The sequence below is a fragment of the Thermus albus genome (assembly GCF_022760855.1).
In the GTDB taxonomy this organism is placed as follows: domain Bacteria; phylum Deinococcota; class Deinococci; order Deinococcales; family Thermaceae; genus Thermus; species Thermus albus.
This window is the reverse complement of sequence record NZ_JAKTNR010000004.1, coordinates 111627-135907: the sequence shown is the minus strand read 5'-3', so window position 1 is coordinate 135907 and position 24281 is coordinate 111627. Positions and strand designations below refer to the sequence as shown.

At 64.5% G+C, this 24281-nt stretch carries 25 protein-coding genes; 12 read left to right on the top strand and 13 right to left on the bottom strand.

The window, feature by feature from the left end; all coding sequences use genetic code 11:
- From L0D18_RS06010 to L0D18_RS06000, 3 genes are all read right to left on the bottom strand, one after another.
- Complete coding sequence (locus tag L0D18_RS06010) at window positions 1-498, bottom strand: TFIIB-type zinc ribbon-containing protein (RefSeq protein WP_243027974.1); 498 nt, start codon at window positions 496-498, stop codon at window positions 1-3.
- 86 nt (window positions 499-584) lie between these two features.
- On the bottom strand, window positions 585-1115 hold the full coding sequence (locus L0D18_RS06005; RefSeq protein ID WP_243027973.1) for an inorganic diphosphatase: 531 nt from the start codon (window positions 1113-1115) through the stop codon (window positions 585-587).
- Window positions 1116-1125: 10 nt separating this feature from the next.
- Window positions 1126-1755, bottom strand: coding sequence for a glycerophosphodiester phosphodiesterase (locus L0D18_RS06000; protein WP_243027972.1), 630 nt, complete (start codon window positions 1753-1755; stop codon window positions 1126-1128).
- Between the two features lie 23 nt (window positions 1756-1778).
- On the opposite strand from L0D18_RS06000, the gene L0D18_RS05995 reads away from it, so the two are divergent.
- From L0D18_RS05995 to L0D18_RS05985, 3 genes are read left to right on the top strand one after another with little or no spacing between them, the layout of a single operon-like run.
- Window positions 1779-2429, top strand: coding sequence for a YcxB family protein (locus tag L0D18_RS05995; RefSeq protein WP_243027971.1), 651 nt, complete (start codon window positions 1779-1781; stop codon window positions 2427-2429).
- Window positions 2402-2710: a ComEA family DNA-binding protein gene (locus tag L0D18_RS05990; protein WP_243027970.1), complete on the top strand. Its 309-nt coding sequence runs from the start codon at window positions 2402-2404 to the stop codon at window positions 2708-2710. Before L0D18_RS05995 ends, L0D18_RS05990 begins: the two co-directional genes overlap by 28 nt.
- A 16-nt stretch (window positions 2711-2726) precedes the next feature.
- Window positions 2727-4763: a DNA internalization-related competence protein ComEC/Rec2 gene (locus L0D18_RS05985; RefSeq protein ID WP_243027969.1), complete on the top strand. Its 2037-nt coding sequence runs from the start codon at window positions 2727-2729 to the stop codon at window positions 4761-4763.
- Here L0D18_RS05985 and L0D18_RS05980 read toward each other — a convergent pair.
- Genes L0D18_RS05980 through mnmG form a run of 4 tightly spaced genes read right to left on the bottom strand, consistent with a single transcriptional unit; the run spans window position 4751 to window position 8872 of the window.
- Window positions 4751-5563: a ParB/RepB/Spo0J family partition protein gene (locus L0D18_RS05980; RefSeq protein ID WP_243027968.1), complete on the bottom strand. Its 813-nt coding sequence runs from the start codon at window positions 5561-5563 to the stop codon at window positions 4751-4753. The two genes, L0D18_RS05985 and L0D18_RS05980, sit on opposite strands and share 13 nt — an antisense overlap.
- Window positions 5547-6299: a chromosome-partitioning ATPase Soj gene (gene soj, locus L0D18_RS05975; RefSeq protein ID WP_279232234.1), complete on the bottom strand. Its 753-nt coding sequence runs from the start codon at window positions 6297-6299 to the stop codon at window positions 5547-5549. The genes L0D18_RS05980 and soj overlap by 17 nt, the downstream gene beginning before the upstream one ends.
- Entirely contained in the window at window positions 6293-7021 is a 729-nt protein-coding gene (gene rsmG, locus L0D18_RS05970; protein WP_243027966.1) for a 16S rRNA (guanine(527)-N(7))-methyltransferase RsmG, read from the bottom strand. Before rsmG ends, soj begins: the two co-directional genes overlap by 7 nt.
- A gap of 36 nt (window positions 7022-7057) precedes the next feature.
- A complete protein-coding gene (mnmG, locus tag L0D18_RS05965) occupies window positions 7058-8872 on the bottom strand; it encodes a tRNA uridine-5-carboxymethylaminomethyl(34) synthesis enzyme MnmG (protein WP_279232233.1) in 1815 nt (604 codons plus the stop codon).
- Window positions 8873-8916: 44 nt separating this feature from the next.
- Between mnmG and dnaA the strand changes: the two genes are divergently transcribed.
- Genes dnaA through pyk form a run of 5 tightly spaced genes read left to right on the top strand, consistent with a single transcriptional unit; the run spans window position 8917 to window position 14409 of the window.
- Window positions 8917-10230 (top strand): chromosomal replication initiator protein DnaA, encoded by a 1314-nt coding sequence (gene dnaA, locus L0D18_RS05960; protein WP_243028089.1) that lies wholly within the window; start codon window positions 8917-8919, stop codon window positions 10228-10230.
- On the top strand, window positions 10227-10532 hold the full coding sequence (locus L0D18_RS05955; RefSeq protein WP_243027964.1) for a hypothetical protein: 306 nt from the start codon (window positions 10227-10229) through the stop codon (window positions 10530-10532). Before dnaA ends, L0D18_RS05955 begins: the two co-directional genes overlap by 4 nt.
- Complete coding sequence (dnaN, locus tag L0D18_RS05950; RefSeq protein WP_243027963.1) at window positions 10529-11677, top strand: DNA polymerase III subunit beta; 1149 nt, start codon at window positions 10529-10531, stop codon at window positions 11675-11677. The genes L0D18_RS05955 and dnaN overlap by 4 nt, the downstream gene beginning before the upstream one ends.
- A 52-nt stretch (window positions 11678-11729) precedes the next feature.
- Window positions 11730-12998 carry a phosphopyruvate hydratase gene (eno, locus tag L0D18_RS05945; RefSeq protein WP_243027962.1) on the top strand — a complete coding sequence of 423 codons (1269 nt, stop codon included), beginning with the start codon at window positions 11730-11732 and terminating at the stop codon, window positions 12996-12998.
- Entirely contained in the window at window positions 12985-14409 is a 1425-nt protein-coding gene (gene pyk / locus L0D18_RS05940) for a pyruvate kinase (protein WP_243028088.1), read from the top strand. The genes eno and pyk overlap by 14 nt, the downstream gene beginning before the upstream one ends.
- 96 nt (window positions 14410-14505) lie before the next feature.
- Here pyk and L0D18_RS05935 read toward each other — a convergent pair whose 3' ends face one another.
- The 3 genes from L0D18_RS05935 to L0D18_RS05925 form a co-directional block, all read right to left on the bottom strand.
- Window positions 14506-15993: a phosphodiester glycosidase family protein gene (locus tag L0D18_RS05935; RefSeq protein ID WP_243027961.1), complete on the bottom strand. Its 1488-nt coding sequence runs from the start codon at window positions 15991-15993 to the stop codon at window positions 14506-14508.
- A 386-nt stretch (window positions 15994-16379) separates the two neighbouring features.
- Window positions 16380-17810: an RNA ligase RtcB gene (rtcB, locus tag L0D18_RS05930; protein ID WP_243027960.1), complete on the bottom strand. Its 1431-nt coding sequence runs from the start codon at window positions 17808-17810 to the stop codon at window positions 16380-16382.
- Window positions 17811-17929: 119 nt separating this feature from the next.
- Window positions 17930-18721 (bottom strand): hypothetical protein, encoded by a 792-nt coding sequence (locus tag L0D18_RS05925; RefSeq protein ID WP_243027959.1) that lies wholly within the window; start codon window positions 18719-18721, stop codon window positions 17930-17932.
- Between the two features lie 81 nt (window positions 18722-18802).
- Here L0D18_RS05925 and L0D18_RS05920 point away from each other — a divergent pair, with 81 nt between their 5' ends.
- Together L0D18_RS05920 and ndk are read left to right on the top strand one after the other, a co-directional pair.
- Entirely contained in the window at window positions 18803-19735 is a 933-nt protein-coding gene (locus tag L0D18_RS05920) for a PP2C family protein-serine/threonine phosphatase (protein ID WP_243027958.1), read from the top strand.
- Between the two features lie 21 nt (window positions 19736-19756).
- Entirely contained in the window at window positions 19757-20170 is a 414-nt protein-coding gene (ndk, locus tag L0D18_RS05915; RefSeq protein WP_243027957.1) for a nucleoside-diphosphate kinase, read from the top strand.
- A 107-nt stretch (window positions 20171-20277) separates the two neighbouring features.
- Here the strand turns inward: ndk and L0D18_RS05910 are convergent, their stop codons facing one another.
- The 3 genes from L0D18_RS05910 to folP form a co-directional block, all read right to left on the bottom strand.
- Window positions 20278-20823 (bottom strand): LabA-like NYN domain-containing protein, encoded by a 546-nt coding sequence (locus L0D18_RS05910; protein WP_243027956.1) that lies wholly within the window; start codon window positions 20821-20823, stop codon window positions 20278-20280.
- A gap of 176 nt (window positions 20824-20999) precedes the next feature.
- Window positions 21000-21356 (bottom strand): dihydroneopterin aldolase, encoded by a 357-nt coding sequence (folB, locus tag L0D18_RS05905; protein ID WP_243027955.1) that lies wholly within the window; start codon window positions 21354-21356, stop codon window positions 21000-21002.
- Between the two features lie 2 nt (window positions 21357-21358).
- Entirely contained in the window at window positions 21359-22177 is an 819-nt protein-coding gene (gene folP / locus L0D18_RS05900) for a dihydropteroate synthase (protein ID WP_243027954.1), read from the bottom strand.
- A 32-nt stretch (window positions 22178-22209) separates the two neighbouring features.
- Here folP and L0D18_RS05895 point away from each other — a divergent pair, with 32 nt between their 5' ends.
- A complete protein-coding gene (locus L0D18_RS05895) occupies window positions 22210-23043 on the top strand; it encodes a universal stress protein (RefSeq protein ID WP_243027953.1) in 834 nt (277 codons plus the stop codon).
- A 10-nt stretch (window positions 23044-23053) separates the two neighbouring features.
- Window positions 23054-24262 (top strand): MFS transporter, encoded by a 1209-nt coding sequence (locus tag L0D18_RS05890; protein ID WP_243028087.1) that lies wholly within the window; start codon window positions 23054-23056, stop codon window positions 24260-24262.
- The last annotated feature ends 19 nt before the right edge of the window (window positions 24263-24281 follow it).

Genomic DNA, 24281 nt, shown 5'->3' with positions numbered 1-24281 from the left:
TTAAAGGAGAACGGGCTTCAAAAGCTCCTGAACCTCCCGGAAGGTGAACTCGTACACCGAGCCCGAGGGCAGGGTGAACTCCAGAAGGTCCGGGCTTCCCGGGAAAAGGATGCGGCGCAGGGCCATGGGGCCCTGGTCGGTTTCCACATGGGCCGTCACGTAGTCGGGCTCCAGGTTGGGCTCGTCCTCCGCTTCCTTGGGGGGCTCCTCCCCTATGCCCTCCTCCAGCCGGCGAAGGGCCTCCAGAAGCTCGGCCTTCAAAACGCGCACCTCCTCCTCCAGGGTGCCGTCGGAAAAGACCAGAACCGCCTCCTCCCCTTCCCCGTAGGCGGAAAGCCCCCACAAGGCCTCCCTTTCCCCCTCGGGGGGGGCCTCCACCAGTTCCAAGGTGCCGTCGGAAAGCAGGCGCAAGACCGCCCCGCAGGCCTCGCAGTCCACGAGGTCCCCCGCCTTGTACCCCTCCAGCTCTAGGGTTTCCCCGCACGCCGGGCAGACCATAGCCATCCTCCTAGCCCCATTGTAAGCCGCATAAAAAGGGCCTGGCCCTTCGGCCCGGCCCCTCCTGGTATCCCTTGGGACTGGCCTCAATGGCCCCCGTAGCGGGCGATGCAGGCCCGGACCTCCTCCAAAGCCGCCTGCCGATCCCGCCAACCCGTTACCTTGACCCATTTGCCCTTCTTGGCCTCGAGGACCTTGTAGGTTTCAAAGAAGTGCTGGATCTCCTGCCTAACCCCCTCAGGCACATCGGCGATGTCCTGGATGTGGTCCAGGCGCTGGTCCTCGGCCACCACCCCGATGACCTTGGCGTCCCCCCCCTTCTCGTCCTCCATGAGGAGGAGGCCCACCACCCGCACCTCCACCACCACACCGGGAAGGAGGGGATAGGTGGAAAGCACCAAGCCATCCAGGGGATCCCCGTCCTCCGCCAAGGTGGAAGGGATAAAGCCATAGTCCCCGGGGTAGAACTGGGCTCCAGGCAGGACCCGGTCCAGCTTGACCACCCCCAGCTCGGGGTCGTACTCGTATTTGTTTCCCGAACCGCGGGGAACCTCAATGACCATGTGCACCACCTCAGGGGCTCCTTTGCCCACCGGAAGGCTCTTCAGGTTCGCCATAGCCCCCCCATTATACGAGGACCCCCGGAAAATCGGTGACCAGGGCATCCACCCCCCAGGCGGCAAGCTCTTGAGCTTGCTGGCGGCGGTTCACCGTCCAAGCCAGCACCCGGTAACGGGCCTTTAGCTCCCTGACCTTGTCCTGGGTGAGCAAAGAGGCCTCGGGGTGTACCCATTCCACCCCAAGGCAGGGGGCCAAGGCCTCCGCCTCCTCGTGCTCATAAAGAAGGCCCAAGGGGCCAACCCCAAGCCGCTTAAGCCGCACCAGGGCCAAGGGATCAAAGGAGCTCACCCAGATCCTATCTGAGGGATGGCGGGCCAGAAGCCGGGCCAAGGCCTCCTCCCGGCCGTCGGTTTCCGGAGGGAGGCTCTTTAGCTCCACGTTGATCCAGACCCCGGGGAAGGCCCAGAGCACCTCCTCGAGGGTGGGCACATAAGCCGGAAGCTCCCTAAAGCTAAGCCCATTTAAAGGGATTCCCCCCAGGGTGAAGTCGTGGTGCACCACCAAGACCCCGTCTTGGGTCAGGTGCACGTCCAGCTCAAACCCATCCAGTCCGGCCTCGAGGGCCTTCCGGAAGGACTCCAGGGTGTTTTCCCGGGCCAGATGGGGGGCGCCGCGGTGGCCTAAGCGCAGGGGCACGAGGGGAAGTATACAATGGGGCCATGGGCAAGTATGAGGCGGCGTTTTCCCGCTTGGGCGAGGAAGCCCTGGCCAAGCTGGAAGGACCGGGTGGCTTTCTGGCCGTCACCGAAGCCCATTTGGTCTTCGTGGACGAGGCCGGTGTAAAGCGCCTGGAGCTGGCCAGGATCCGCCGGGTGGGCAGGGGTGAGGCGGGTACCCTCTTGGTGCAGGCCGAGGAGGACTCCTTGGCCCTACCGGTGAAGGCCTTCCCCTTAGAAGAGCTCAAGGCCTTCCTAGAGGGCTTAAAGCCCCATGTATCCCGGGCGCGTAAGGCCACCTCTACCCCAGCCAGCAGCCCACGGTTTCCCTCAACCCAGGAAGTGCCCCCCCCACCCTCCCCCCCTGAACCCCCCAAGGCGCACGTCTGGGAGGAAGAATCTCCCCCTAAGCGGGATTCCGTTGAGCTGGCCCCTGAGCCAGGGTCTCCCACGTCCGCCCCAGCTCCCAAGACCCAAGGGGGGCGAAACCCTTTGGCCCTTCCCCTCAAACTCCTATCCCTCCTCACCTTGGCCTACACCGTGGGCTTCGTGGCCCTCAACCCCGGGGCCGATCCTTGGGTGTTGGCCGGCGTCCTCCTGGGCGGGCTGGGCCTGGCCTTGACGGAGTGGTCCTTGGCTACCTCTTCGCGGTAGCCCTCCTAGGCCTCGTCAGCCTCTGGCCCAAACTAGCCCCACGGCCCCACCCGGTTCAGGTGGAAACCTGGGTGGAGGTTTCCTTCCAACCTCCCGCCCCAGAACCCGTTAGCCTCAACCAGGCCAGCCTCGAGGAACTCATGGAACTCCCCGGCATCGGCCCCGTGCTGGCCCAGAGGATCGTGGAGGGCCGGCCTTACACCCGGGTGGAAGACCTCCTAAGGGTGAAGGGCATCGGTCCCACAACCCTGGAACGGCTTAGGCCTTATGTACGCCCCTGAACCACCCTCTAGGCCCATGTCCCCTTGGACCTCCCCCGGGGTGGGCCTAGGACTTGGGGGGCTTTTAGGAGCCTGGGGCCTACTCTTCCCCTGGGCCTTCCTGGGCGCGTTGGGGCTTCTGCCCTTCCTCCGCCTCCCCTTGGTCTTAGGAATGGCCCTGGTGGTTCTGAGAGGCCTCCTTTTCCCCATCCCCGAACCTTCCTACGGCTCACGCCTGGAAGGAAGCTTCCGGGTACAGGGTGGGCTCACCACCTGGGAGGGACACCGGCTTTGGGTGCGGCACTTCCCGCCCCTGGGGGACGGCATCTACCACCTAAGGGGCTACCTGGCCCCTCCGGAGGCCAAGCGGAACCCCGGCGGGTTTGACCAAAGGACCTGGCTCCTTGCCCGGGGGGCGAGGGGGGTGTTTCACGTGGAACGGGCCAAGCCCCTGGCTCCCCTTCCCGATGCCCGCATCCCCTTCCGGGCCCGCTTGGCCCAGGGCCTAAGCCCCCTGGCCAAGGAGGTGATGGAGGGGCTCACCCTAGGGGAGAAGGGGGGACTGGAGGAAGCCTATATTTGGTTTCAAAGGGCGGGCCTCGCCCATCTCCTGGCCCTTTCCGGCCTCCACGTGGGCTTCCTGGTGGGTAGCATGGTTCTCCTCCTCACCCCCTTGGGCCGGTCGCGGTACCTCCTGGCCCTCCTGGCGCTACCCATCTATCTGTGGCTGGCTGGACCCACCCCCTCTCTGGTGCGGGCCAGCCTGATGGCTGGGTTCTCCCTCTTGGGCCTCTTCCTGGGCATGGGAGCGGCCGGGGTGCTCCAGGCCATGGGCCTGGCCCTCTTCCTCCAGCTCCTCTGGCTTCCCCAAAGCCTCCTGGGCCTTTCCCTCCAGCTTTCCTATCTGGCGGTGCTGGGCATCGCCCTGGCCCTGCCACCCCTTCGCCTTCCCCCAACGTTCAGGGGCTACCTCTTGGGCACCCTCCTGGCCAGCCTGGGGGCCCAGGCCCTTTTGGCCCCCCTACTCCTTCACCGCTTTGGCTTCCTTCCCCTCCTCTCCCCCCTCAGCAACCTCCTGGCCCTGCCCCTGGTGGCCCTCCTGGTGCCCCTAGGCGTCCTTAAGCTCCTCCTGGGTGGGCTCCTGGCCCCCCTGGTGGAACCCTTGGCCCAGGCCCTCGTCCTTCTCGCCCGCTGGGCCGGCCAAGGCCCCCTGCTTTGGTGGGGGGAGGTCTCCCCCAGAGGTTTCGCCCTCTACTACCTAGGGCTTCTACCCATATTCCTAGCCCTTTACCGCCTCCTGTTGTGGCGGCAAGCCCTTCTTCTCACCAGCCTGCCCATCCTCCTGAGCCTCCTTTCCGCCTGGCCCAAGCCCTTAGACCTTTGGGCCCTGGACGTGGGCCAGGGGGATGCCCTGCTGGCCCGGATGGGCGGAGCCGAGGTTCTGGTGGACGGAGGACGCCCCGAACAGGGGGAGAAGGTGGTGCGGGCCCTGCGGGCCCTGGGGGTAGGGGCCCTCGAGGTCCTGGTGGCCACCCATCCCGATGCCGACCACTATGGGGGCCTCCTAAGGGTGGCGGAGGAGATACCCATCGGCCTTGCCCTCCTCTCCCCGGCCTTTTCGGAAGACCATCCCCTGGTCCAGTCCCTCAAGGCCAAAGGGGTGCCCATACGCTACCCAGGAGCAGGGAGCCGTTTACGGGTGGGAAGGGGTGGCCTCGAGGTCCTCTGGCCCCCCCAGCAGCAGGCCACCGACGACCTGAGCGGCCTGGTCCTCCTCCTGGACTTCGCCGGTCCCAAGGCCCTCCTCCTAGCGGACGTACCCCGGGAGGTGGAAAGGAAGCTCGCCTCACCCAAAGCAGAGGTGGTGAAGGTGAGCCACCACGGCTCCCGCACGGCCACAGACGAAGACCTCCTGGAGCGCATCCAGCCCCAGGTGGCCCTCATCGGCGTGGGCCGGAACCCTCACGGCCATCCCCACCCCGAGGTCCTAAAGCGCCTGGCCCAGCGCGGGATAACGATCTATCGCACCGACCAACACGGGGCGGTGCGGGTCCTCTTTGGCTACGCCTGGTAGCCCAGGCGCTCCAGGAGGGCCTCCAGCTCCTCCAGGGAACGGTAGTGGATGACCACCTTCCCCTTCCTTCCCCCCACCACCTTCACCGGCAGGCCCAGGTGCCGGGAAAGCTCCAGGGAAAGGGGGGACGGTTCCTGGGCTTTGCGCTCCCGTTCGCGCAGCAGACGCTCCCGCAAGGCCTCGGCCTGGCGCACGGAAAGTCCCTTATCCAGGATCTCCTTTAGGCCCCAAAGGCGGTCCTCAGGCTCCAGCATTAAAAGGGCCCGGGCGTGGCCGGCGCTGATGAGCCCTTGGTCTAGGGCCTCCAGCACCTCCTGGGGAAGCTGGAGCAGCCTTAGGGCGTTGGCCACCGTGGAACGGGCCTTACCCACCCGCTTGGCCACCTCCTCCTGGGTCAGGCCCAAACCTAGCAGGGCCTGGTAGCCCCGGGCCTCCTCCAGGGGGGTGAGGTCCTCCCGCTGGAGGTTCTCCACCAGGGCCAGCTCCAAGGCCTCCTGGTCCGTGAGGTCGCGGATAACCACGGGGACCTCGCCCAGGCCTGCCATCTCTGCGGCCCGGTACCGCCTTTCCCCTGCCACCAGTTCGTAACCCTCGCCCTTAGGGCGCACCAAGAGAGGCTGGAGCAGGCCCTTCTCCCGGATGGAAGCGGCCAGTTCCTCCAGTCCCTCCTGGGAGAACCTTCTTCTCGGCTGGTGGGGATTCGGTCGGATGGCGGAAAGGGGAAGGCGCACCACGCTTCCTGTTCCCTTGGGCAGGAGGGCCTCGAGGCCCCTCCCTAAGCCGCTAGCCTTCTTGGACACGGGCGATCACCTCCTCGGCCAGGCGGCGGTAGGCGTGGGCCCCCGGGGAGGTGGGCGCATGCTGGGCGATGGTCCTGCCGAAGCTGGGGGCTTCCGCCAGGCGCACGTTCCGGGGTACCACCGTCCAGAACACCTTCTCCCCGAAGTGGGCCCTAAGCTGGGCCTCCACCTGCTGGGACAAGAGGGTACGGCCGTCGTACATGGTGATGAGGATGCCCAGTAGGCGGAGGCGGGGATTCAGCCGGGTGCGCACCTCATCCAGGGTGGCGAGCAGCCCCGCCACCCCTTCCAGGGCGTAATACTCCGCCTGCACCGGGACCACCACCCCATGGGCTGCCGCAAGGGCACTTAGGGTGAGGGCGGAGAGGCTAGGAGGCACGTCCAAAAGGGTGATATCGTACCCTTCGTCCCGTAAGGCCTCCCCCAGGGCCATGGGCCTTTCCAGGAGCTCCACCGTGGCCCCCACCAGCTCCGGGGTGGCCGGCAAGAGAAAGAAGCCATCCACGGGCTGCACCAAGGCTTCCAAAGGCTCCCCCTGCAAGACCTGGTACACCCCGCGGTCAGGCCGGAGCCCCAGGCCGCTGGTGGCGTTCATCTGGGGATCCAGGTCCACCAAGAGCACCCTCTTCCCCATCCGGGCCAGGTACGCGGCCAGGTTGATGGCGGTGGTGGTCTTACCCACCCCCCCTTTCTGGTTCACCAGGGCGATCCGCCGCAACACCTTGGACCCTAGCATAAAGGATTTTTCTCGGGCACCCCCGGGCGCCGGGGATACCTGGCCGGGGTGGGGGCCTCCTTGGCCATCACCACCAGGTTCCGCTCCTCCTGGACCAAGGGGAGAACCAAGGTATGGACGCTAAGCGGGCCACCCCCCAGGAGGACCAGGGCCTTGGGCAAAGGCGCCACCTCCTCCGTCACCCTCGGCCCCTTTTGCGCCACCATATACCCCCCCAGGGACACAAAGGGCAGGCCCAGTTCCACCAAAACACATAGGGGCGCCACCGCCCGGGCCACCACCCGCCCATAGGCCTCCCGGTGCTCGGGTAGGTGGGCCAGCTCCTCCGCCCGGCCCCATAGGGGGTAGGCCCCTTTTAACCCCAGCGCCTCCACCACCTGGGCCACAAAGGCCACCTTCTTCTTGGTGGCGTCCAAAAGGGTGATCTCCAGCTCAGGCCGTACGATCTTCAAGGGAAGCCCAGGGAACCCCGCCCCTGTGCCCAGGTCTAGAACCCGGATGGCCCCCTCAAAAAGGGGTAGGGTGAGGAGGGTTAGGGAATCCAGGAAGTGCTTGACCACCACCTCCTCCTCCGTGCGCAAGGCGGTGAGGTTGGTGCGCCGGTTGGCCTCCATAAGGAGGTCGTAAAGGCGGGAGAAAGGGGAAAGGTGGGCCTCGAGGTCCAAACCTAAGGCCCGCCCTCCCTCCAGAAGAAGCTGGACGCCCTTAGGGCTCAAGCCCATTCCCACCTCCCATGTTTCACGGGAAACATCCCCCCTCTAGTGGGCCAGCACCCTGAGGTGCACCAAGAGGGCCGTGAGGTCAGAGTCCCGTATCCCGGGAACCCGGGCCGCCTCCGCCACGGTGCGCGGCCTCACCCGGGAAAGCTTCTCCACGGCCTCCCGAGAAAGACCCGGAACCCGGGGAAACTCCAATCCCTCGGGTATGCGGAAGGCCTCCAGGTCCCTCAGCTTCTCCCGTAGCCGCTCCTGCCGCTCTATGTACCCCGCGTACTTGGCCCTGATCTCCACCTGCTGGGCTTCCTCCGGGCTAAGGGGGAGGGGAGGAGGAAACCGCTCTGCCAAAGCTCTATAGGTGTTCTCCGGCCGCCGCAACCACTGAAGGCCACTTACCCCCTCCACCCTTAACGCCTCCAAGCGCCTTAGCTCCGCCTCTATCCGCCGGTACTTCTCCTGTACCCTTGCCAGATCCTCCCTGGGCCTCAGGCCCCACTCCACCGCCAGGGGCACCAGGCGCTCGTCCGCATTGTCCGCCCGACAAAGAAGGCGGAGCTCCACCCGGGAGGTCATCATCCGATAGGGCTCATCCGTTCCCCGGCCCACCAGGTCATCCACCATCACCCCCATATAGCCGCTTTCCCGGGGCAAGTGGACTTCAGGAAGACCCAGGGCAAACCGGGCCGCATTTAGGCCGGCCAGAAGCCCCTGGGCCGCCGCCTCCTCGTACCCCGAGGTACCGTTCACTTGGCCGGCGCTGAAAAGCCCGGGCAGCAATCGGGACTGCAGGCCCCGGGTGAGCTCCATGGGATCCAGGCTGTCGTACTCCACCGCATAGGCGTACCGCTGGATCACCGCCCGCCCAAACCCCGGCAAGCTCCTCACCATCTCCTCCTGAAGCTCAGGCGGCAGGCTGGAGGAAAACCCCTGCAGGTACACCTCGCTGGTGGCAAGCCCGTCGGGCTCCACGAAGAGGAGGTGGCTTTCCTTGTCGGAAAAACGCACCACCTTGTCCTCAATGGAGGGGCAGTAGCGAGGTCCGATGCCCACAATGTCCCCCGCATAAAGAGGGGAGAGGTGCAGGTTCTCCAGGATCAGGTGGTGAGTCCGGGGCGTGGTCCGGGTCTGCCAGGTGGGGAGCCGGGTGGCATAGGGACCCGGGTTTCCGGTGAAGCTTCCCGGGGGCACCTCAGGGGGCACCACCTCCAGCTCGCCAAACTCCACGGAGTCCGCCCGGATCCTGGGTGGGGTACCGGTTTTAAAGCGCCGCAGGGTGTGGCCCACCGCCCTCAGGCTATGGGAGAGGAACCGCGCGGGAGGCTCCCCCTGCCGCCCCGCCGGCCGGGACCGCCGCCCATACCAAACCACCCCGCCCAAGAAGGTACCCCCCGCCACCACCACCGCCTTGGCGGCGATCCCCCGCCCGTCCACGGTGCGCACCCCAAGAAGCCTCCCCGCCTCCACCCAAAGGCCCGCCACTTCCCCCCGGATCACCTCTAATGGCCTCTCCGCCAGGATTTCCTGGGCCTTGAGGGCGTAGAGATCCCTGTCTACCTGGACCCTCAAGCTTTGCACCGCCGGCCCCTTGGACCGGTTCAGCACCCGGGTGTGGATGGCGGTTGCGTCCGCCGCCCGGCCCATAAGGCCCCCGAGGGCGGTGAGCTCCGCCACCAGCTGGCTCTTCCCAGGCCCGCCCACCGCCGGATTGCAGGGCATCATGCCTATTCGCTCGGGGTTGATGGTGACCAGGGCCACCCGCACCCCCAAGGCTGCCGCCGCCCACGCAGCCTCAATGCCGGCATGCCCACCTCCCACCACCACCACGTCGTACCCCATCCCACCCTCCACTTTACCCAAGGCCTTGGCGTAGAATGTTCCTCCGGAAACGCGGGGGGGTAGCCTTGACCCACGAGGCCATCTGGCAACACATCCTGGAGCACATCCGTCGCAACATCACCGAGGTGGAGTTCCACACCTGGTTTGAGCGCATCCGCCCCCTGGGTATCCAGGATGGGGTGCTACAACTGGCGGTGCCCACCTCCTTCGCCCTGGACTGGATCAAACGGCACTACGCCGAGCTGATCCAGGAAGCCCTCAGCCTCCTGGGTGCCCAAGCCCCTCGGTTTGAGCTCAAGGTGGTGCCCAGCGTGGCCGTCCAGGAGGATATCTTCCACAGCCCCCCCACCCCTGAAACCGCCAAACCCAACCTCAATCCCAAATACACCTTCGAGAACTTCGTGGTGGGTCCCAACAACTCCATGGCCCATGCAGCGGCGGTAGCGGTGGCCGAGTCTCCGGGAAGGGCCTACAACCCCCTCTTCATCTACGGGGGCGTGGGCCTGGGTAAAACCCACCTCATGCACGCGGTGGGCCACTCCGTGGCCAAACGGTTCCCCCACCTGAAGATTGAGTACGTGTCCACGGAAACCTTCACCAACGAGCTCATCAACGCCATCCGTGAGGACCGCATGACGGAGTTCCGCGAGCGCTACCGCTCCGTGGACCTCCTTTTGGTGGACGACATCCAGTTCATAGCCGGCAAGGAGCGCACCCAGGAGGAGTTCTTTCACACCTTTAACGCCCTTTACGAGGCCCACAAGCAGATCATCCTCTCCTCCGACCGGCCCCCCAAGGACATCCTGACCCTCGAGGCCCGCCTAAGAAGCCGGTTTGAATGGGGCCTCATCACCGACATCCAGCCCCCCGACCTGGAAACCCGCATCGCCATCCTGAAGATGAACGCCGAACAACGGGGCCTACGCATCAGCGAGGAGGTGCTGGAGTACATCGCCCGCCAAGTGACCTCCAACATCCGCGAGCTGGAGGGGGCCCTGATGCGCACCATCGCCTATGCTTCCCTAAACGGGGTGGAGCTGACCCGGGCTGTAGCCACCAAGGCCCTTTCCGACATCTTCGCCTCCAGGGAGGTGGAGGTTGACCCCCAAGAGATCGTGCGCAAGGTGGCCGAATACTTCTCCCTCCGACCCGAGGAGCTACTGGGCGGGGGGAGGCGTAAGGAGGTGGTCCTGCCCCGCCAGATCGCCATGTTCTTGGTTCGCGAGCTCACCCGCTCCTCCCTACCGGAAATCGGCCAGCTTTTCGGGGGACGGGATCACACCACCGTTCTTTACGCCATCCAAAAGGTTCAGGAACTTTCGGAAAGCGACCGAGAGGTGCAGAGGCTGCTTCACAGCCTGAAAGAGGCCCTATCATGACCCCTGTGGATAACCTGTGGATAACCCTGTGGATAACCCGAGTTTTTCTGTGGATAACCTTGTGGACAACTTGTGGAAAACCTGGCCCCTTCTTTAGCCTGTGGATAACTGGCCAGTTATCCACAGCTTATCCACAGGCTAAGGTAAGTTATCCACAGGAGTTTTCCACATGCGGTTTGCTCTCCCTGACGGGATTTATCCCCCTTTATCCACATATCCACAGCCCCTACTACTACGACTACTATCCTTATAAAGCTTTAAAGAAGATAGTAAAAGCAGTAGAGAGGAGGAAGCCACAATGAAAGTAACCATTCCTAAAAACTTGCTTACCGAACACGTCTCCTTGTTGGAAAGGGTCATACCCACGCGAAGCTCCAACCCCCTTTTCACCTACTTGGGCCTTGCCCTTTCCCCGGGGGTCCTGACCCTGTTTGGAACCAACGGGGAAGTGGATCTGGAGGTACGCCTCCACCTTTCCATCGAGGGGGAGGGCCGGTTTCTGGTTCCGGCCCAGCCCTTTTTCCAACTGGTGCGCAGCCTTCCCGGGGACCAAGTGGAGCTGGCCTTTGGCGCGGAGCTTTTCCTTTCCTCGGGCTCCTTCAGCACCCGGCTGAGTCTGGCGCCCGATGAGGGTTACCCGGAGTTGTTCTTCCCTAGCCATGAGGGACCCTCGGAGCCTTACCCCTTGCAGACCTTGCTCTCCGTGGAGGAGCTTCACCGGGCCCTTTCCCATGTGCGCTACGCCGCCAGCAACGAGGAATACCGCGCCATTTTCCGGGGCGTCCAGCTGGAGTTCTCCGAGAAGGGGTTGCGCTCCGTGGCCTCCGATGGGTACCGGTTGGCCCTTTACGGGCTTGCCAAGCCCCAGCCCTTCACCAAGAAGGCGGTGGTGCCCGCCCGCAGTGTGGATGAGATGGTACGGGTTCTCAAGGCCATGGGGGAAGGCGAGGTGGCCCTGGCCCTAGGCCCAGGTATTCTGGGCTTGGCCACGGGAGGCCTGGCGGATCCCCCCCAGGGGCAGGTGCGGATGGCGGTTCGGCTTATGGAAGGGGAGTTTCCCGATTATGAGCGGGTGATCCCCAAGGAGTTTCCCTTGAAGGCCACCTTTGAGGTGGAAGCTTTCCGCGAGGCCTTGCGCCGGGTTAGCGTTCTTGCTGACCGGCAGAACCATCGGGTAGACCTCATGTTTGAGGAGGGCAGGGCCTTGCTTTCCGCGGAAGGGGATTATGGGAAAGGCCGGGAGGAGATCCCGGTGCGCCTCGAGGGCACACCCCTGGCGGTGGCCTACAATGCCCGTTACCTCCTGGAGGCCCTTTCCCCCCTATCGGGTGAGGCTAGCCTGTTCCTTTCTGGTCCCACCAGCCCAAGCCTCCTCCATCCCCTAGAGGCTTCTGCCAGTTCTCCCGGGGAAGGGTACCAGGCGGTGGTGGTGCCCCTCAGGGTGTAAACTTTAGCCGGGATGACGGGAAGGGCTTCCATAAGCCCTACGGGAGGAATCCATGACCACAATCGTCAGCGTGAAGGCCAGGGAGGTTTTGGACTCCAGGGGCTTTCCCACGGTGGAAGCCGAGGTGGAGCTGGAGGGGGGGGCCAAGGGAAGGGCTATGGTTCCCTCCGGGGCCTCCACGGGTACCCACGAGGCCCTGGAGCTACGGGATGGGGGCAGGCGCTACCTGGGAAAGGGGGTGCGCCGGGCGGTGGAGAGCATCCAGGAGCGGGTAGCGCCTGAGCTCATAGGCCTGGACGCCCTGGACCAGGAGGGGGTGGACCGGGCCATGCTAGAGCTGGACGGCACCCCCAACAAGGCCAACCTGGGGGCCAACGCCATCCTGGCGGTTTCCCTGGCCACGGCCCGGGCGGCGGCGGAGGCCTTGGGCTTGCCTCTATTCCGCTACCTGGGGGGCGTGCAAGGGGCGGTCCTGCCCGTTCCCCTCATGAACGTGATCAACGGGGGAAAGCATGCCGATAACCGGGTGGATTTCCAGGAGTTCATGTTGGTGCCCGCGGGGGTGGAGAGTTTTTCCGAGGCCCTGCGGGTGGGGGCTGAGGTCTTTCACACCCTAAAGGGGGTGCTGAAGGAGAAGGGGTACAGCACCAACGTGGGGGATGAGGGAGGTTTTGCCCCGGACCTCAAGAGCAACGAGGAGGCCGTGGAGCTCCTTCTCTTGGCCATTGAGCGGGCAGGCTATACCCCGGGCCAGGAGGTGTCCTTGGCCCTGGATCCGGCGGCCAGCGAGCTTTACCGGGAAGGCAGGTACCACCTGGAGGGGGAAGGCCGGGTTCTTTCCTCGGAGGAGATGGTGGAGTTCTGGGCCTCCTGGGTGGAGAAGTACCCGATCCGCTCCATAGAGGACGGCCTGGCGGAGGACGACTGGGAAGGCTGGCGGCTTCTTACCGAGCGCCTGGGTAGCCGTATCCAACTGGTGGGGGACGATCTTTTCGTTACCCATCCCCAAAGGCTCCGCCAGGGGATTGAGAGGGGGGTGGCCAACGCCATCTTGGTGAAGGTGAACCAGATCGGCACCCTTTCCGAGACCCTCGAGGCCATCCGCCTGGCCCAGCGCTCCGGCTACCGGGCGGTGATCAGCCACCGCTCCGGGGAAACGGAGGACAGCTTCATCGCCGACCTTGCGGTGGCGGTGAACGCCGGCCAGATCAAGACGGGTTCCCTCTCCCGGTCGGATCGCCTTGCCAAGTACAACCAGCTCCTGCGCATTGAGGAGGAGCTAGGGCGTGCGGCGCGCTTTCTCGGATATGAAGCCTTTTAAGCGCACCAAGATCGTGGCCACCCTGGGGCCCGCCTCGGACTCCAAGGAGGCCATCCGGGCCTTGGCGGAGGCGGGAGCGGACGTTTTTCGCCTGAACTTCAGCCACGGAACCCACGAGGAGCATCGCCAACGGGTGGCCTGGGTACGGGAGGTGGAGAAGGAGGTAGGTAGGACTCTGGCTATCCTTCAAGACCTCCAAGGGCCGAAGATCCGTATCGGCCGCTTCAAAGAGGGCCGGGTGGAACTCAGCCCAGGCCAGGCCTTTACCCTTACCCGGGCCCCCGTGGAGGGGGATGAAACCCGGGTATCCCTCACCTACAAGGGGCTCCCCGAGGACGTGGTACCAGGGCAGCTGCTCCTTCTGGACGATGGCCGCATCCGTCTAAGGGTGGAGGAGGTCCAAGGGGATGAGATCCACACCGTGGTGGAGGTGGGAGGTGTTCTCTCTGACAGCAAGGGCATCAATGTTCCGGGATCGGACCTTTCCATCCCTGCCCTTTCGGAAAAGGATATCCAGGACCTGGCCCTGGGAGCGGAGCTAGGGGTGGACTGGGTGGCGGTGTCCTTCGTGCGCACCCGGGATGACCTCCTTTTGGCCCGGCACTACCTGGCCCGTTATGGCTCCGGGGCTCGGCTCATGGCTAAGATAGAGAAGCCCTCTGCCGTTCATCGGTTTGAGGAGATCCTCGAGGAGGCTGACGGCGTCATGGTGGCCCGGGGGGACCTGGGGGTGGAGATGCCCTTGGAGGAGGTACCCATCGTACAAAAGCGCCTCATCCTCAGGGCCATTGCCGCCGGTAAGCCGGTGGTCACCGCCACCCAGATGCTGGAGTCCATGGTGCATAACCCAAGCCCCACCCGGGCGGAGGCTTCCGATGTGGCCAACGCCATCTTTGACGGGACGGATGCGGTGATGCTTTCCGCGGAAACCGCCGCCGGGGCCTACCCGGTGGAGGCGGTAGCCACCATGACCCGGATCGCTCAGGTGGTGGAATCCTCTCCTGAGTTCTTGCAGAAGCTCAACGTCCTTCGCCCCGCACCCACCCCCACCACCCAGGACGCCATCGCCCAAGCGGCGGACGACATCGTGGAGGCGGTGGAGGCCAAGGCCATCGTGGTGTTTACTGCCACGGGGAGTTCGGCGCGGCGCATCGCCCGTACCCGGCCCAAGGTGCCCATCCTGGCCCTCACTCCCAGCCCCGAGGTGGAGCGGCAGTTAGCCTTGGTCTGGGGTGTCATACCCCACCAGGCCCCTGATCCCAAGGACACCGATGACATGGTGCGGATCGCCCTCGAGAAGGTGAAGGCCTGTGGCCTAGCCCAGGTGGGGGAAAGGGTGGTGATCGCCGCTGGGGTGCCCTTTGGCGTGCGGGGGACCACCAACCTCATCCGGGTGGAGCGGGTGAGCTGATACCATCCCACCCTGGCAGGGCCAGGGTGGGGCCCAGGTAAGGCCTTTTTGCAGGCCCGATCCTGGACTAAGCCCTCCTGGGGGAGAAGGTTCCCTTTAGGGAGCATAAAGGGCCAAGGCGCTCACCACCGGCCTGGGAGAGCCTTGGTAGGGACTTCTCAGCCTACCTTTGACCCAAAGCTGGGCTGAGCCCCCTCCGTCCATCCGGAGGGCGTTCCACGCCCCCAGGGAGAGGAGGGCGCGGGCCAGGACCCCAGGGGTGGTGGGCTCGGAAACCAAGAGCCAAAGCCTTCCCTCCCGGGCCCAGGCCACCGCCGCCTGAGGGGCCACCGCCTGAAGCGGCCTGGGATCGCGGAAGTTTTCCTGGCTCGGGTCAAGGGCGTACTGGCCTTCCCTGACCAGGAGGGGGCCACCCTCGAGGGCGTAGCGGAAGGGTGGATCTAGGCGGCCAAAGAGGCTTAAGGAGTCCCCTGGCCTAAGGGGGAAGGGGGGAGCCCCCTTGGGGAAGGCCAAGGCCCAGGCCCCAGGGGGAAGCTCCTGGGGGGCCTGGAGGATGGCTTGCACCCGGTCCCCCATCACCAAGGCCACCCCTTCCCCTTCCCGCCCCACGGGGCCGGGGACGGTGTAGGCGGTGTAGCGGGCGCGAGAGGTGTTAATCCCCACCCGCACCTGCTCCCCATTGGGGCCTCTTACCACCGCCTCAAACTTGGGAAATCCTATAAAGAAACTGAAGCTATCCCACAGGAGGGCCACCCGGCCATAAGGGTAGGAGACCGTCACCCCATCCTGCACCCAAAGGCCTATAGGGGTGCCGCTTTTGGGGTCAAAGTAGCCCCCGTTGAGGACCGCTAAGGCGTCCTTGGCCAAGTCCTTGGGCAGGGCCCTTGCCCCAGGCCGACCCACGGGGATGAGCCTTCCACGTTCCGCCTCCACCAGGTAGAGCCTTAAGGGTTCGGGGGCAAAGGCCCAGACCTCCCGGTAGCGGATTCCGGGGGCCAGGGGTTCGGCCACCTCCGGCTCCAGGAGGTACAGGTCCAGGACGAGCCGAGGGGGGTTTTCCAAGGGGAAAAGCCGGTAAGCCAGGAGCTTGCCCTTGGCCAAGAAGCCAAGCTCTGTGCCCGTGGGCAGAAGCCGAACGTTTGCCTCCACCCCTTTGGGCCAGGGGATGCGGAGCGCCCCCAAGGCAAGGTAGGGGAGAAGGAGGGTGAGGCGTTCGCGTTCTTGGGAAGCTTGGGGTGGGCCAGGGTGGGGTTGGGTTAAGTCCAGGACCAGGCGGAATCCTCGCCCTTGAAGAGCAAACCGCACCCCCGCTTCCGGCGTGCGGAAGTATCCCAAGGACTTCAGGGCCTCGAGGGGCACCCTTTCCCCCTCGGGTGGGGGGAGGCTGGCCTCCCAGGGTTCGGCCCAGCCCACCCCCGGCACATACACGAGCCGCACCCCTCCCCCCTCGTAGACCCAGGCCCCGTTCTCCTCCCGGAAGGAAAGGCCAAAGGTGGCGGCGGAAAGCAGGGTCTGGGCCAGGGAACAGGAGAAGAATAGGAGAAGGGCCAGTCCCTTCCTCCAGGGAATGCCGCTAAGCCTCATCCCTCCATGGGAGCAGATGGCGGTGAGAAAGCGCTTAGAGAAAAGGGGGGTGTGGGGGGCTATAATCCCCCGGTCTAAGACCGGGGATACATGGACCCCCCACGTGCCCCGCAGGAGCACATGGCATGGTGGGGGGCAGATGTGTGGTACAATCTCCTTGGGGACAGCGTTCCCCGTGGACCTTGAAACTTGGAGTAGGGGGTTCCATCGGGTAGTCCGATGGGTAAAACTCCAAACGAACACCCGTGGCAGTGCTTGAGCATTGCGCTCGCCTGCCGATACGGAGTCAAGGTTTTTCTGGGCTCGGACGGAGCCTTCGGGGATAGGTGCTCCAACCTAGAACCGAGAAGCCCCGTTCTTCAGAACGGGGAGTCGTCACAAAGCGTTTATCCTTTCACCACAATGAGGGGCCTTAAGCGGGCCACCTTCTTGCCGATCCCTGCCCCCTGGACCGCCTCCACCACCACGGAAACATCCTTGTAGGCCTCGGGCATCTCCTCGTCCACGGTGGCCTTGGTGGCCGCCCGCACCAATATGCCTCTTTCTGCAAGCTCCTTCACCAGGTTGCGCTCCCTGGCCACCCTCTTGGCCTGGTGGCGGCTCATCTTGCGCCCGGCCCCGTGGCAGCTGGAGCCGAAGGACACCGCCATGGCCTTTGCCGTCCCCGAAAGCACGTAAGAATAGCGGCCCATATCTCCCGGCACCAACACGGGCTGGCCCACGCGCCGGTACTCCAAGGGGATTTCCGGGTGCCCTGGTCCGAAGGCCCGGGTAGCCCCTTTGCGGTGCACCAGGACCCTTTTTCCCCTGTGCTCCTCAAACTTGGCGTTGTTGTGGGCCAGATCATAGAGGACCCTTAGGCCATGCTCCCTTGGGGGAAAACCCACCACCTCAAAGGCTTCCCGCACGAAGTGGGTGATGAGCTGGCGATTGGCGAAGGCAAAGTTGGCGGCGGCGGCCATGGCCTGGAGGTAGTCCTGGCCCTCTGGGCTCTTGATGGGGGCTGCGGCCAGCTGCTTGTCCACCAGTTCTATGCCGTAGCGGGAGGCAACTTTAAGGAATCTTTCCACATAATCCTGGCAGACCTGGTGGCCCAAGCCCCGGCTTCCCGTGTGGATGAGGACGGTGATCTGGTTAGGGAAAAGACCGAAAGCATCTGCGGCCTCCTCATCATAGATTTGATCCACATACTGCACCTCCAGGAAGTGGTTCCCACTCCCTAGGGTGCCGATCTGGGGGGCTCCCCGCTCAAAGGCCCTATCCGAAACCTTGTCGGGGTTGGCCCAGGGAAGGCGGCCCTCTGACTCAATGAAGCGGAGGTCCTCCGGGTAGCCGAAGCCCCGGCGGATGAGCCAGCCCGCCCCCTCCTTGAGGATTTCCTTGAGCTCTTTCTTGCTGAAGCGCACGTCCTTGCGCTCGCTCCCCACCCCCGAGGGGATGAGGCGGTAGAGGGTATCGGCCAGCTCCCGTTGCCGGGGGAGGAGGTCTTCCAAAGTGAGAGAGGAGGCCAGGAGGCGTACCCCACAGTTAATGTCAAAACCCACCCCTCCAGGGCTCACCACCCCGCCCTCCTCCGGGTCAAAGGCCGCCACCCCGCCGATGGGAAAGCCGTAGCCCCAGTGGATGTCGGGCATGGCTAAGGCGGGCTCCACGATCCCCGGCAGGGTGGCCACGTTCATGAGCTGCTGCAGGGAGGCGTAGTTTTCCCCCTCGAGGTCCTTAAGAATCTCCTCCGAGGCGAAGAAGACCGCATCCACCCGCATCTTCCCCTGACGGGGGATGCGGTAAGTGTAGGGGGCGATTTTCTCAAAGCGCATGGCGCCCTCCGTGTGTTGGCCCTGCGGGCCAAGCAACCCAAAGCAAAAGGCCGGGCTTTTGGGCCCGGGCTTATCTTAAGGTTACCGCATTATGCAGTATGCGTCAAGGCCATACAGGCCTAAGGGGCCTTCGGGGGTTCGGAGAGGGGGGTAACCTCCAAGTTATCCAGGTACAGCACCAGGTCGGGGTCGTGGACCCCAAAGCCCAATCCCCCTTGACGGAAGTCGGGGTCTTGCCAGGAGAGGAGTTCTGTCCCGTCCATGCTGAACCGCACCTCCCCCGTGGCCCGAGCCAGGATGGTAAAACGGTGCCACTGGGTATCCGTAAGAAATCGCCGTCCGGCTTCCCTCAGCTCAGGCCTTTTCGCTACCACCTGTCGCTGTTCCCCGAGAACTTTGGTGAGTTCTAGACCATCCCTGCCAAAGAGGAACTCCAAGGCTCGGGCTCCCGTGGAGTCCACATATACCCAAAGGCGGAAACCAGCAGAGCCCCAGTAGAAATTCCCCAAAGACTTCACTTCTAGGCGAACCTGGTAGTCAGTCCAGTTCCTCGCACCTGTTGTGAGAAAGGCACCACCAAACCATGCCAGACGGACGGCCCGGGTTATGGCGTTCTGGGGATTCAGGGCTTCCGTGATGGTGAAGCGGGCTTCCTTTCCCCCCAGTAGACCATACAGGTTGGGAGCCACCGCCGTCAGGACGGCACCCACCGGGTAGGACTCAAAGTCGTCGGCGAAAGGCAGCGGGTTGCCTGGGAGCACCCATTGGGGAACCGTAACCGGAACTTTTCCCACGTCCACTTGGGGCAAGGGCACGGTGGGTTCAAGGACCAGTCTGGGAGCGCAGGATACCAATAAGGCTAAGCCCCCTAAGAGAAACCAACCTCCTAAGAGAAACCAACCTCGGGCCATACCTACCTCCTTTTTGTCCAGCATAGCATCCCTTTCCCCTCTTTGTCCACGGATGGAAGGCGCCTGCGGTAAAATCCCCCTGTGCCCGGCCTGGCCTTCGCCCTGGAAACCCACCCTGGCCTGAAGCGTCCCAAGAATGAGGACGCCTTGGGCCACGCCCTCACCCCCTGGGGTGGGGTCTTCGTGGTGGCGGACGGGATGGGAGGGCACCGCACGGGGGAGGTGGCGGCCAGGCTGGCGGTGGAGGTCATTTTGAGCCACCTGCAGGGGATGGAGCCCAGCCCCAAAGCCTTACTTCAGGCCTTTGAAAAGGCCAACGAGCGCATTTACCAAGAAGCCCAGCGCCCCGAGAACCGGGGCATGGGCACCACCGCCACCTGCCTCCTTCTGGACCTACCCTATGCCCTGATCGCCCACGTGGGGGACTCGAGGGCCTACCTCCTCCGGAAAGGGGAGCTCACCCTCCTCACCGAGGACCATTCCTGGGTGGCGGAAAGGGTGCGCCAGGGCCTCCTAAGCCCCGAGGAGGCCAAGGCCCACCGCTGGCGCAACGTGATCACCAATGCCCTGGGTTCCTTTCCCCAGGCCCGGGTGGACCTTATGGGCCTTAAGCTGGAACCAGGGGACGTGCTTTTGCTGTGCAGCGATGGCCTTTCCGGGGTCTTGGAGGACCGTACTCTGGGGGAGGTCCTGAAGAACTTCCCCCCTGAGGAGGCGGCCAGGCGGCTTGTGGCCTTGGCCAACGAGTGGGGGGGGCCGGACAACATAAGTGCCATCGTGGTGCGCCTCCCCGAGGAGCTTCCCCAGGGGGCTCGTCCCTATGCCTTGCCCCTCGAGGCGGCGGGGGGTGCGCCGGTGCGCCTCAAGCTGGGGGAGGAGCCCGAGGAACTCCCCACCCAGGTCCTGGAACCGGAGCGCCCCCGGGTGCGCCTGAACTGGCGGGATGCCCTCCTGGTGCTCCTCTGGGTGGTGGTGGTGGCTTACATCCTGCTGGGCTACTTCAAAAGGCCTTAGACCTGCTAAACTCCTAGGGGTATGGAGCGGACCTTTGTCATGGTGAAACCCGATGGCGTGCGCAGGGGTTTGGTGGGGGAGATCCTTGCCCGCTTTGAGCGGAAAGGCTTTCGCATCGTGGGGCTCAAGCTTGTCCAGATCTCCCAGGAGCTGGCGGAAAGGCATTACGCCGAGCACCGGGAGAAACCCTTCTTTCCTGGGTTGGTGAGCTTCATCACCTCGGGCCCTGTGGTAGCCATGGTCCTGGAAGGGCCCAACGTGGTGGCCGAGGTACGGAAGATGATGGGGGCCACCCACCCCAAGGACGCCCTTCCGGGCACCATCCGTGGGGACTTCGCCACCACCATTGACGAGAACGTGATCCACGGCTCGGCGAACCTCGAGGATGCCGAGCGGGAAATCGCCCTTTTCTTTCGTTCGGAGGAGCTTCTTTAGACCCATCCCTACCCGGGCTTTAGGCTGGGCCCTAGGGAAGCGTGATGCCTAATGCCACCCTACCTTGGCTTGCGTCAGGGTGGGGTGGCATAACCTGAGGCCCAGGTTTATTCACCGCTTTCCGGGGCGGAAGGGAGGCTTGGCGCCCTTAGGCGTTCCCAGGGGAAGTCGTCCAGGGGATAAAAACGGTCTGCCTGTTGGGCTAGGCGGTGGGAGGAAAGGGCGTGGAAGGTGGTGTTCTCCACCTGCTTGCCCATATCCTGGACCACCCTGACCACCTCGGCGAAATCCCCGTCTCCGGAGACCAAAACCGCCACGTCGTAGGCGTCGGCATAGGCCAGGCGCAGGATGTCAATGGCGATCTGGATGTCCACCCCTTTTTCCACGAACCCCTCGGCCCGCCTTTCCAGCCGGCCCAGGCGCACGGCCACATAGGGCACCCGCTTCAGGTAGTTGAGAAAGCTCTGGTGGGCCTTGGCGGCGGGGTCTTCCGGGGGTAGGGGGGCGTTGTAGTAGTAGGCGCGGAGGAGCTTGCGTCCGGCGGTCAGAAGGGTAATGAACTCCACAAAGTTTAGCCGATAATCCGATCCTAGGTGTTGCACCAACCCTTTATACAGGTTGGAGCCGTCGATAAATATCGCTACCCTTTCCATAATACTCCCGCCCCTTTACGGGCTCTTTCAGTTTAGCCCAGGCGGGTGAGAAAGTTTATAGCCCACCGCTCCTATGGAGCAGTGGGGGAAGGGATATACACCACACGTAGCCCTTTTGGGCGGGGCTATCCTATCACGGTTTTCCCATGAGCGCAAGATGAGGGACAAAAGAACCCTTAGGGACGTATTTTTTCCGTTTCCGCGTACACGTCGCGGAAGACCCCAGGGATGGGAGCGTGGGGTTTGTGCACCCGGACCCGGACCGCCTCGAGGCGGGGGAAAGCCTTTAAGAGCTCCTCCGCCAGGTGGTCCGCCAGGGCCTCTATGAGGTAAAACCGCCGGTGGCGCACCGCCTCCTCCACCAGGGCATAGACGGCGGCATAGTCTACGGTTTCCTCTAGCCGGTCCCCCTTGCCCTCAAAGGGTACCCTCAGCCAGAGGTCCACCACGAAACGGGCCCCCAAGCGACCTTCCTCGGGCTTTACCCCATGCCGGCCATAGAACTCCAGACCCAAAAGGGCGATCTCTCCCACGTCTACCCCCAAAGGGCATGCCAAACAGCCAGGGCCTCCCGGTGGGCGGCCACGTCGTGGACGCGAAGGATCCTGGCCCCCTTCATGGCGGCAAAGAGGTGGGCGGCCACAGAACCAAAGACCCTTTTTGCGGGCTCCTCCACCCCCGTAAGCTCCCCGATGCTCCGCTTGCGGGAAAGCCCCACCAAAACGGGATGGCCCAGGGCCACGATTTCCTCCAGGCGTTTGAGGAGGGCGAGGTTGTGTTCCAAAAGTTTCCCAAAGCCAAAGCCTGGGTCCAGGACCACCTGGGGAACCCCGGCCCTTAGGGCCTTTTCCGCCTGGGCCTTCAGAAAAGCCTTTACCTCGGCCACCACATCCCCATAACGGGCATAGGCCATCATGGCCTTGGGATCGGGCACGGGCATGTGCATGACCACCGCGGCCACGCCAAACCGGGCGCAAAGGGCCACCATGCGCTCGTCCCGGAGGCCCGTGACGTCGTTGATGAGGTGGGCGCCTAGCCGTAGGGCCTCCGCCGCCACCTCGGGCTTGCGGGTGTCCACGCTCACCGGCACCCCCAGCTCCAGGACCGCTTCCAAAACCGGAAGAAGCCGCCTTTTTTCCTCTTCCAGGGGTACGGGCTCCGCCCCGGGCCGGGTGGACTCGGCCCCCAGGTCCAGGAGATCCGCTCCCTCCGCCACCAGGGTCTTGGCCCTTTCCAGGGCCCTTTCCGGATCCAGGTAGAGGCCGCCATCGGAAAAGGAATCGGGGGTGAGGTTGAGGATGCCCATGACCCGGGGGCGGGAGAGGTCCAGGGTGCGGTCGCGAAGCCAAAGCACGCAAGGATTATATTGGGGCCAGGGGGTGAAGCATGCGCCTGTTGGCTGCGGTGGACCTGGGAGAGGAGTTGGAGGTGGTGGTGGACAGCGCCCGTTTTCTTCAGGAGGGGCTCGGCATCCCCGCGGAGCTGCTCCACGTGGTACCCACCCCTTACTTTGAGGCCCTTGCCCGTCGGCTTCCCCACCTAAAGCCCAGGTTGGAGGAAACCCTAGGCCTGGTGGAGGTGGAGGCGCAAAAGGCCCTGGCTGCCACTGGGCTTAGGGCCCGGGTGCTCCGGGGTTTTCCTGCTCAGGTGGTGGCGGGGGAGGCGTTGAAAAGCCGGTTGGTCATCCTTGGGCAGCGGGGGACGGGGGCCCTCGAGGTCCTGGCCCGGGGGGGGCTTGCCCGCTACCTCTTGCACCGGGGGGAGGTGCCGATGCTGCTTCTGCCCAAGGCCCTAACCCAGGTGCGACGCATTGCCGTGGGCCTGGACGAAAGCCCCGCAAGCCTCAGCGCCTTTAGGGTGGCCGAGGCCTGGGGGAAGGCCTTAGGGGCAGAGGTGTTTGCCCTGCACCTGGTGAGCGGGGAAGGGGGGTGTTGCTTCCCCACCTACCTGGACCCCAGGGGCCTGGCCCTGGCCCAGGTTTTGGAGAGGGCCAAGACCCACCTGGAGGCTCTCCTGCAGGCCTCCGGGGTGGTGGAGGTCAGCAAGGGGGAGGAGGAGCTGGACCTGATGCGGCTGGCCCAGGCCCGGGAGGCCGATCTTCTGGTGCTGGGTTCCAAGGCCAAGAGCACCTGGCGCCACCGGCTTGGGCGCATGGTGGAGGTGCTCTCCAGCCAAAGCTCTATGCCCCTTCTGGTGGTTCCCGAGGCTACCCTCTGGTAAGGTGAGGCCCATGCGCCATGGGCCTGGCTGGCTCCTTTCCCTTTCCGCCTACTGGTTCGCCACCAGCTTCAAGTGGTTCCTGGTCCTCCTGGTGATCCTGCCCGCCAAGGTGGCGGAGCTTTCCCCTCCCGAGGAGAAGGCCTCGAGGCTGGGGTTTCTCTTCGCCCTGGGGGCGGTGATGGCCATATTGGGCCCCCCCGTCATGGGCTACTTCTCGGATCGCCTGGGGCGGAGGAAGCCCTTTCTCCTTTCGGGAAGCCTTCTCACCGCCTTGGCCCTCCTCCTTTTGGTCCATGCGCCCAGCTACCTCTGGCTTCTCCTGGCCTACCTGCTTTTGCAGGTGGCGGATGACCTGGCCACGGGCCCCTATTCCGCCCTCATCCCCGACCTGGTCCCCCGAAGGGAACGGGGTGCCGCCTCGGGGTACATGGGGCTGTTGCAGGTTTCCGGCCAGATCCTCGGGGGTGCGGTGGGCTTCCTTTTCCCCTTGGCCTTTCAGGCGTACCTGGCGGCCCTCCTGAACTTGGCGGGGGCGGGCTTAAGCCTGCGGGTCATCCCCGACCAACCCCTAAAGGCCAACCCCAGGCCCTTTTGGGCCGCCATGGCCAGGCCCTGGACGGATCGGGACTTTCTTTTGGTCTACCTCACCCGCTTCCTGGTGATGCTGGGGTTTTACCTGGCCCAGACCTATCTCCAGTATTACCTGGCGGACGTGGTGCGGACTTTCCACGCCCTAGGGCGGGCCCTCACCCAGGAGCCCTTCCAGGCGGTGGCCCTTTTGGGCCTCCTCATCTCCTTGGGGGCCGCTTTGGCCAGCATCCCTGCGGGCTGGGCTTCGGACCGGCTCGGGCGCAAGCCCCTCATTTACCTTTCGGGGGTTGGCCTGGGCCTATTGATGCCCTTCATCCTCCTTTTTCCCCGCTATGAGGTCATGCTTTTCTTATCCCTCTTCTTTGGCCTTTTCTATGGGGTCTACCTGGCGGTGGACTGGGCCTTGGTGGCGGATGTGCTTCGCGACCCCGAGGCCCACGCCACCGACATGGGCCTGTGGCAGACCTCCATCGTGGTGCCCCAGGTGCTGGCAGGGGCCTTTGGCCGCCCCTTGGACCTCCTGAATGCCCGGGAAGAGGGTCTTGGTTACCTGGTGCTCTTTTCTCTCGCAGGGGCCCTCTTCCTCCTGGGGGCCTTTCTGGTGGCCCCCATTCGGCGGGTGCGGTAAGTGGGCCCGGCGTTGACCA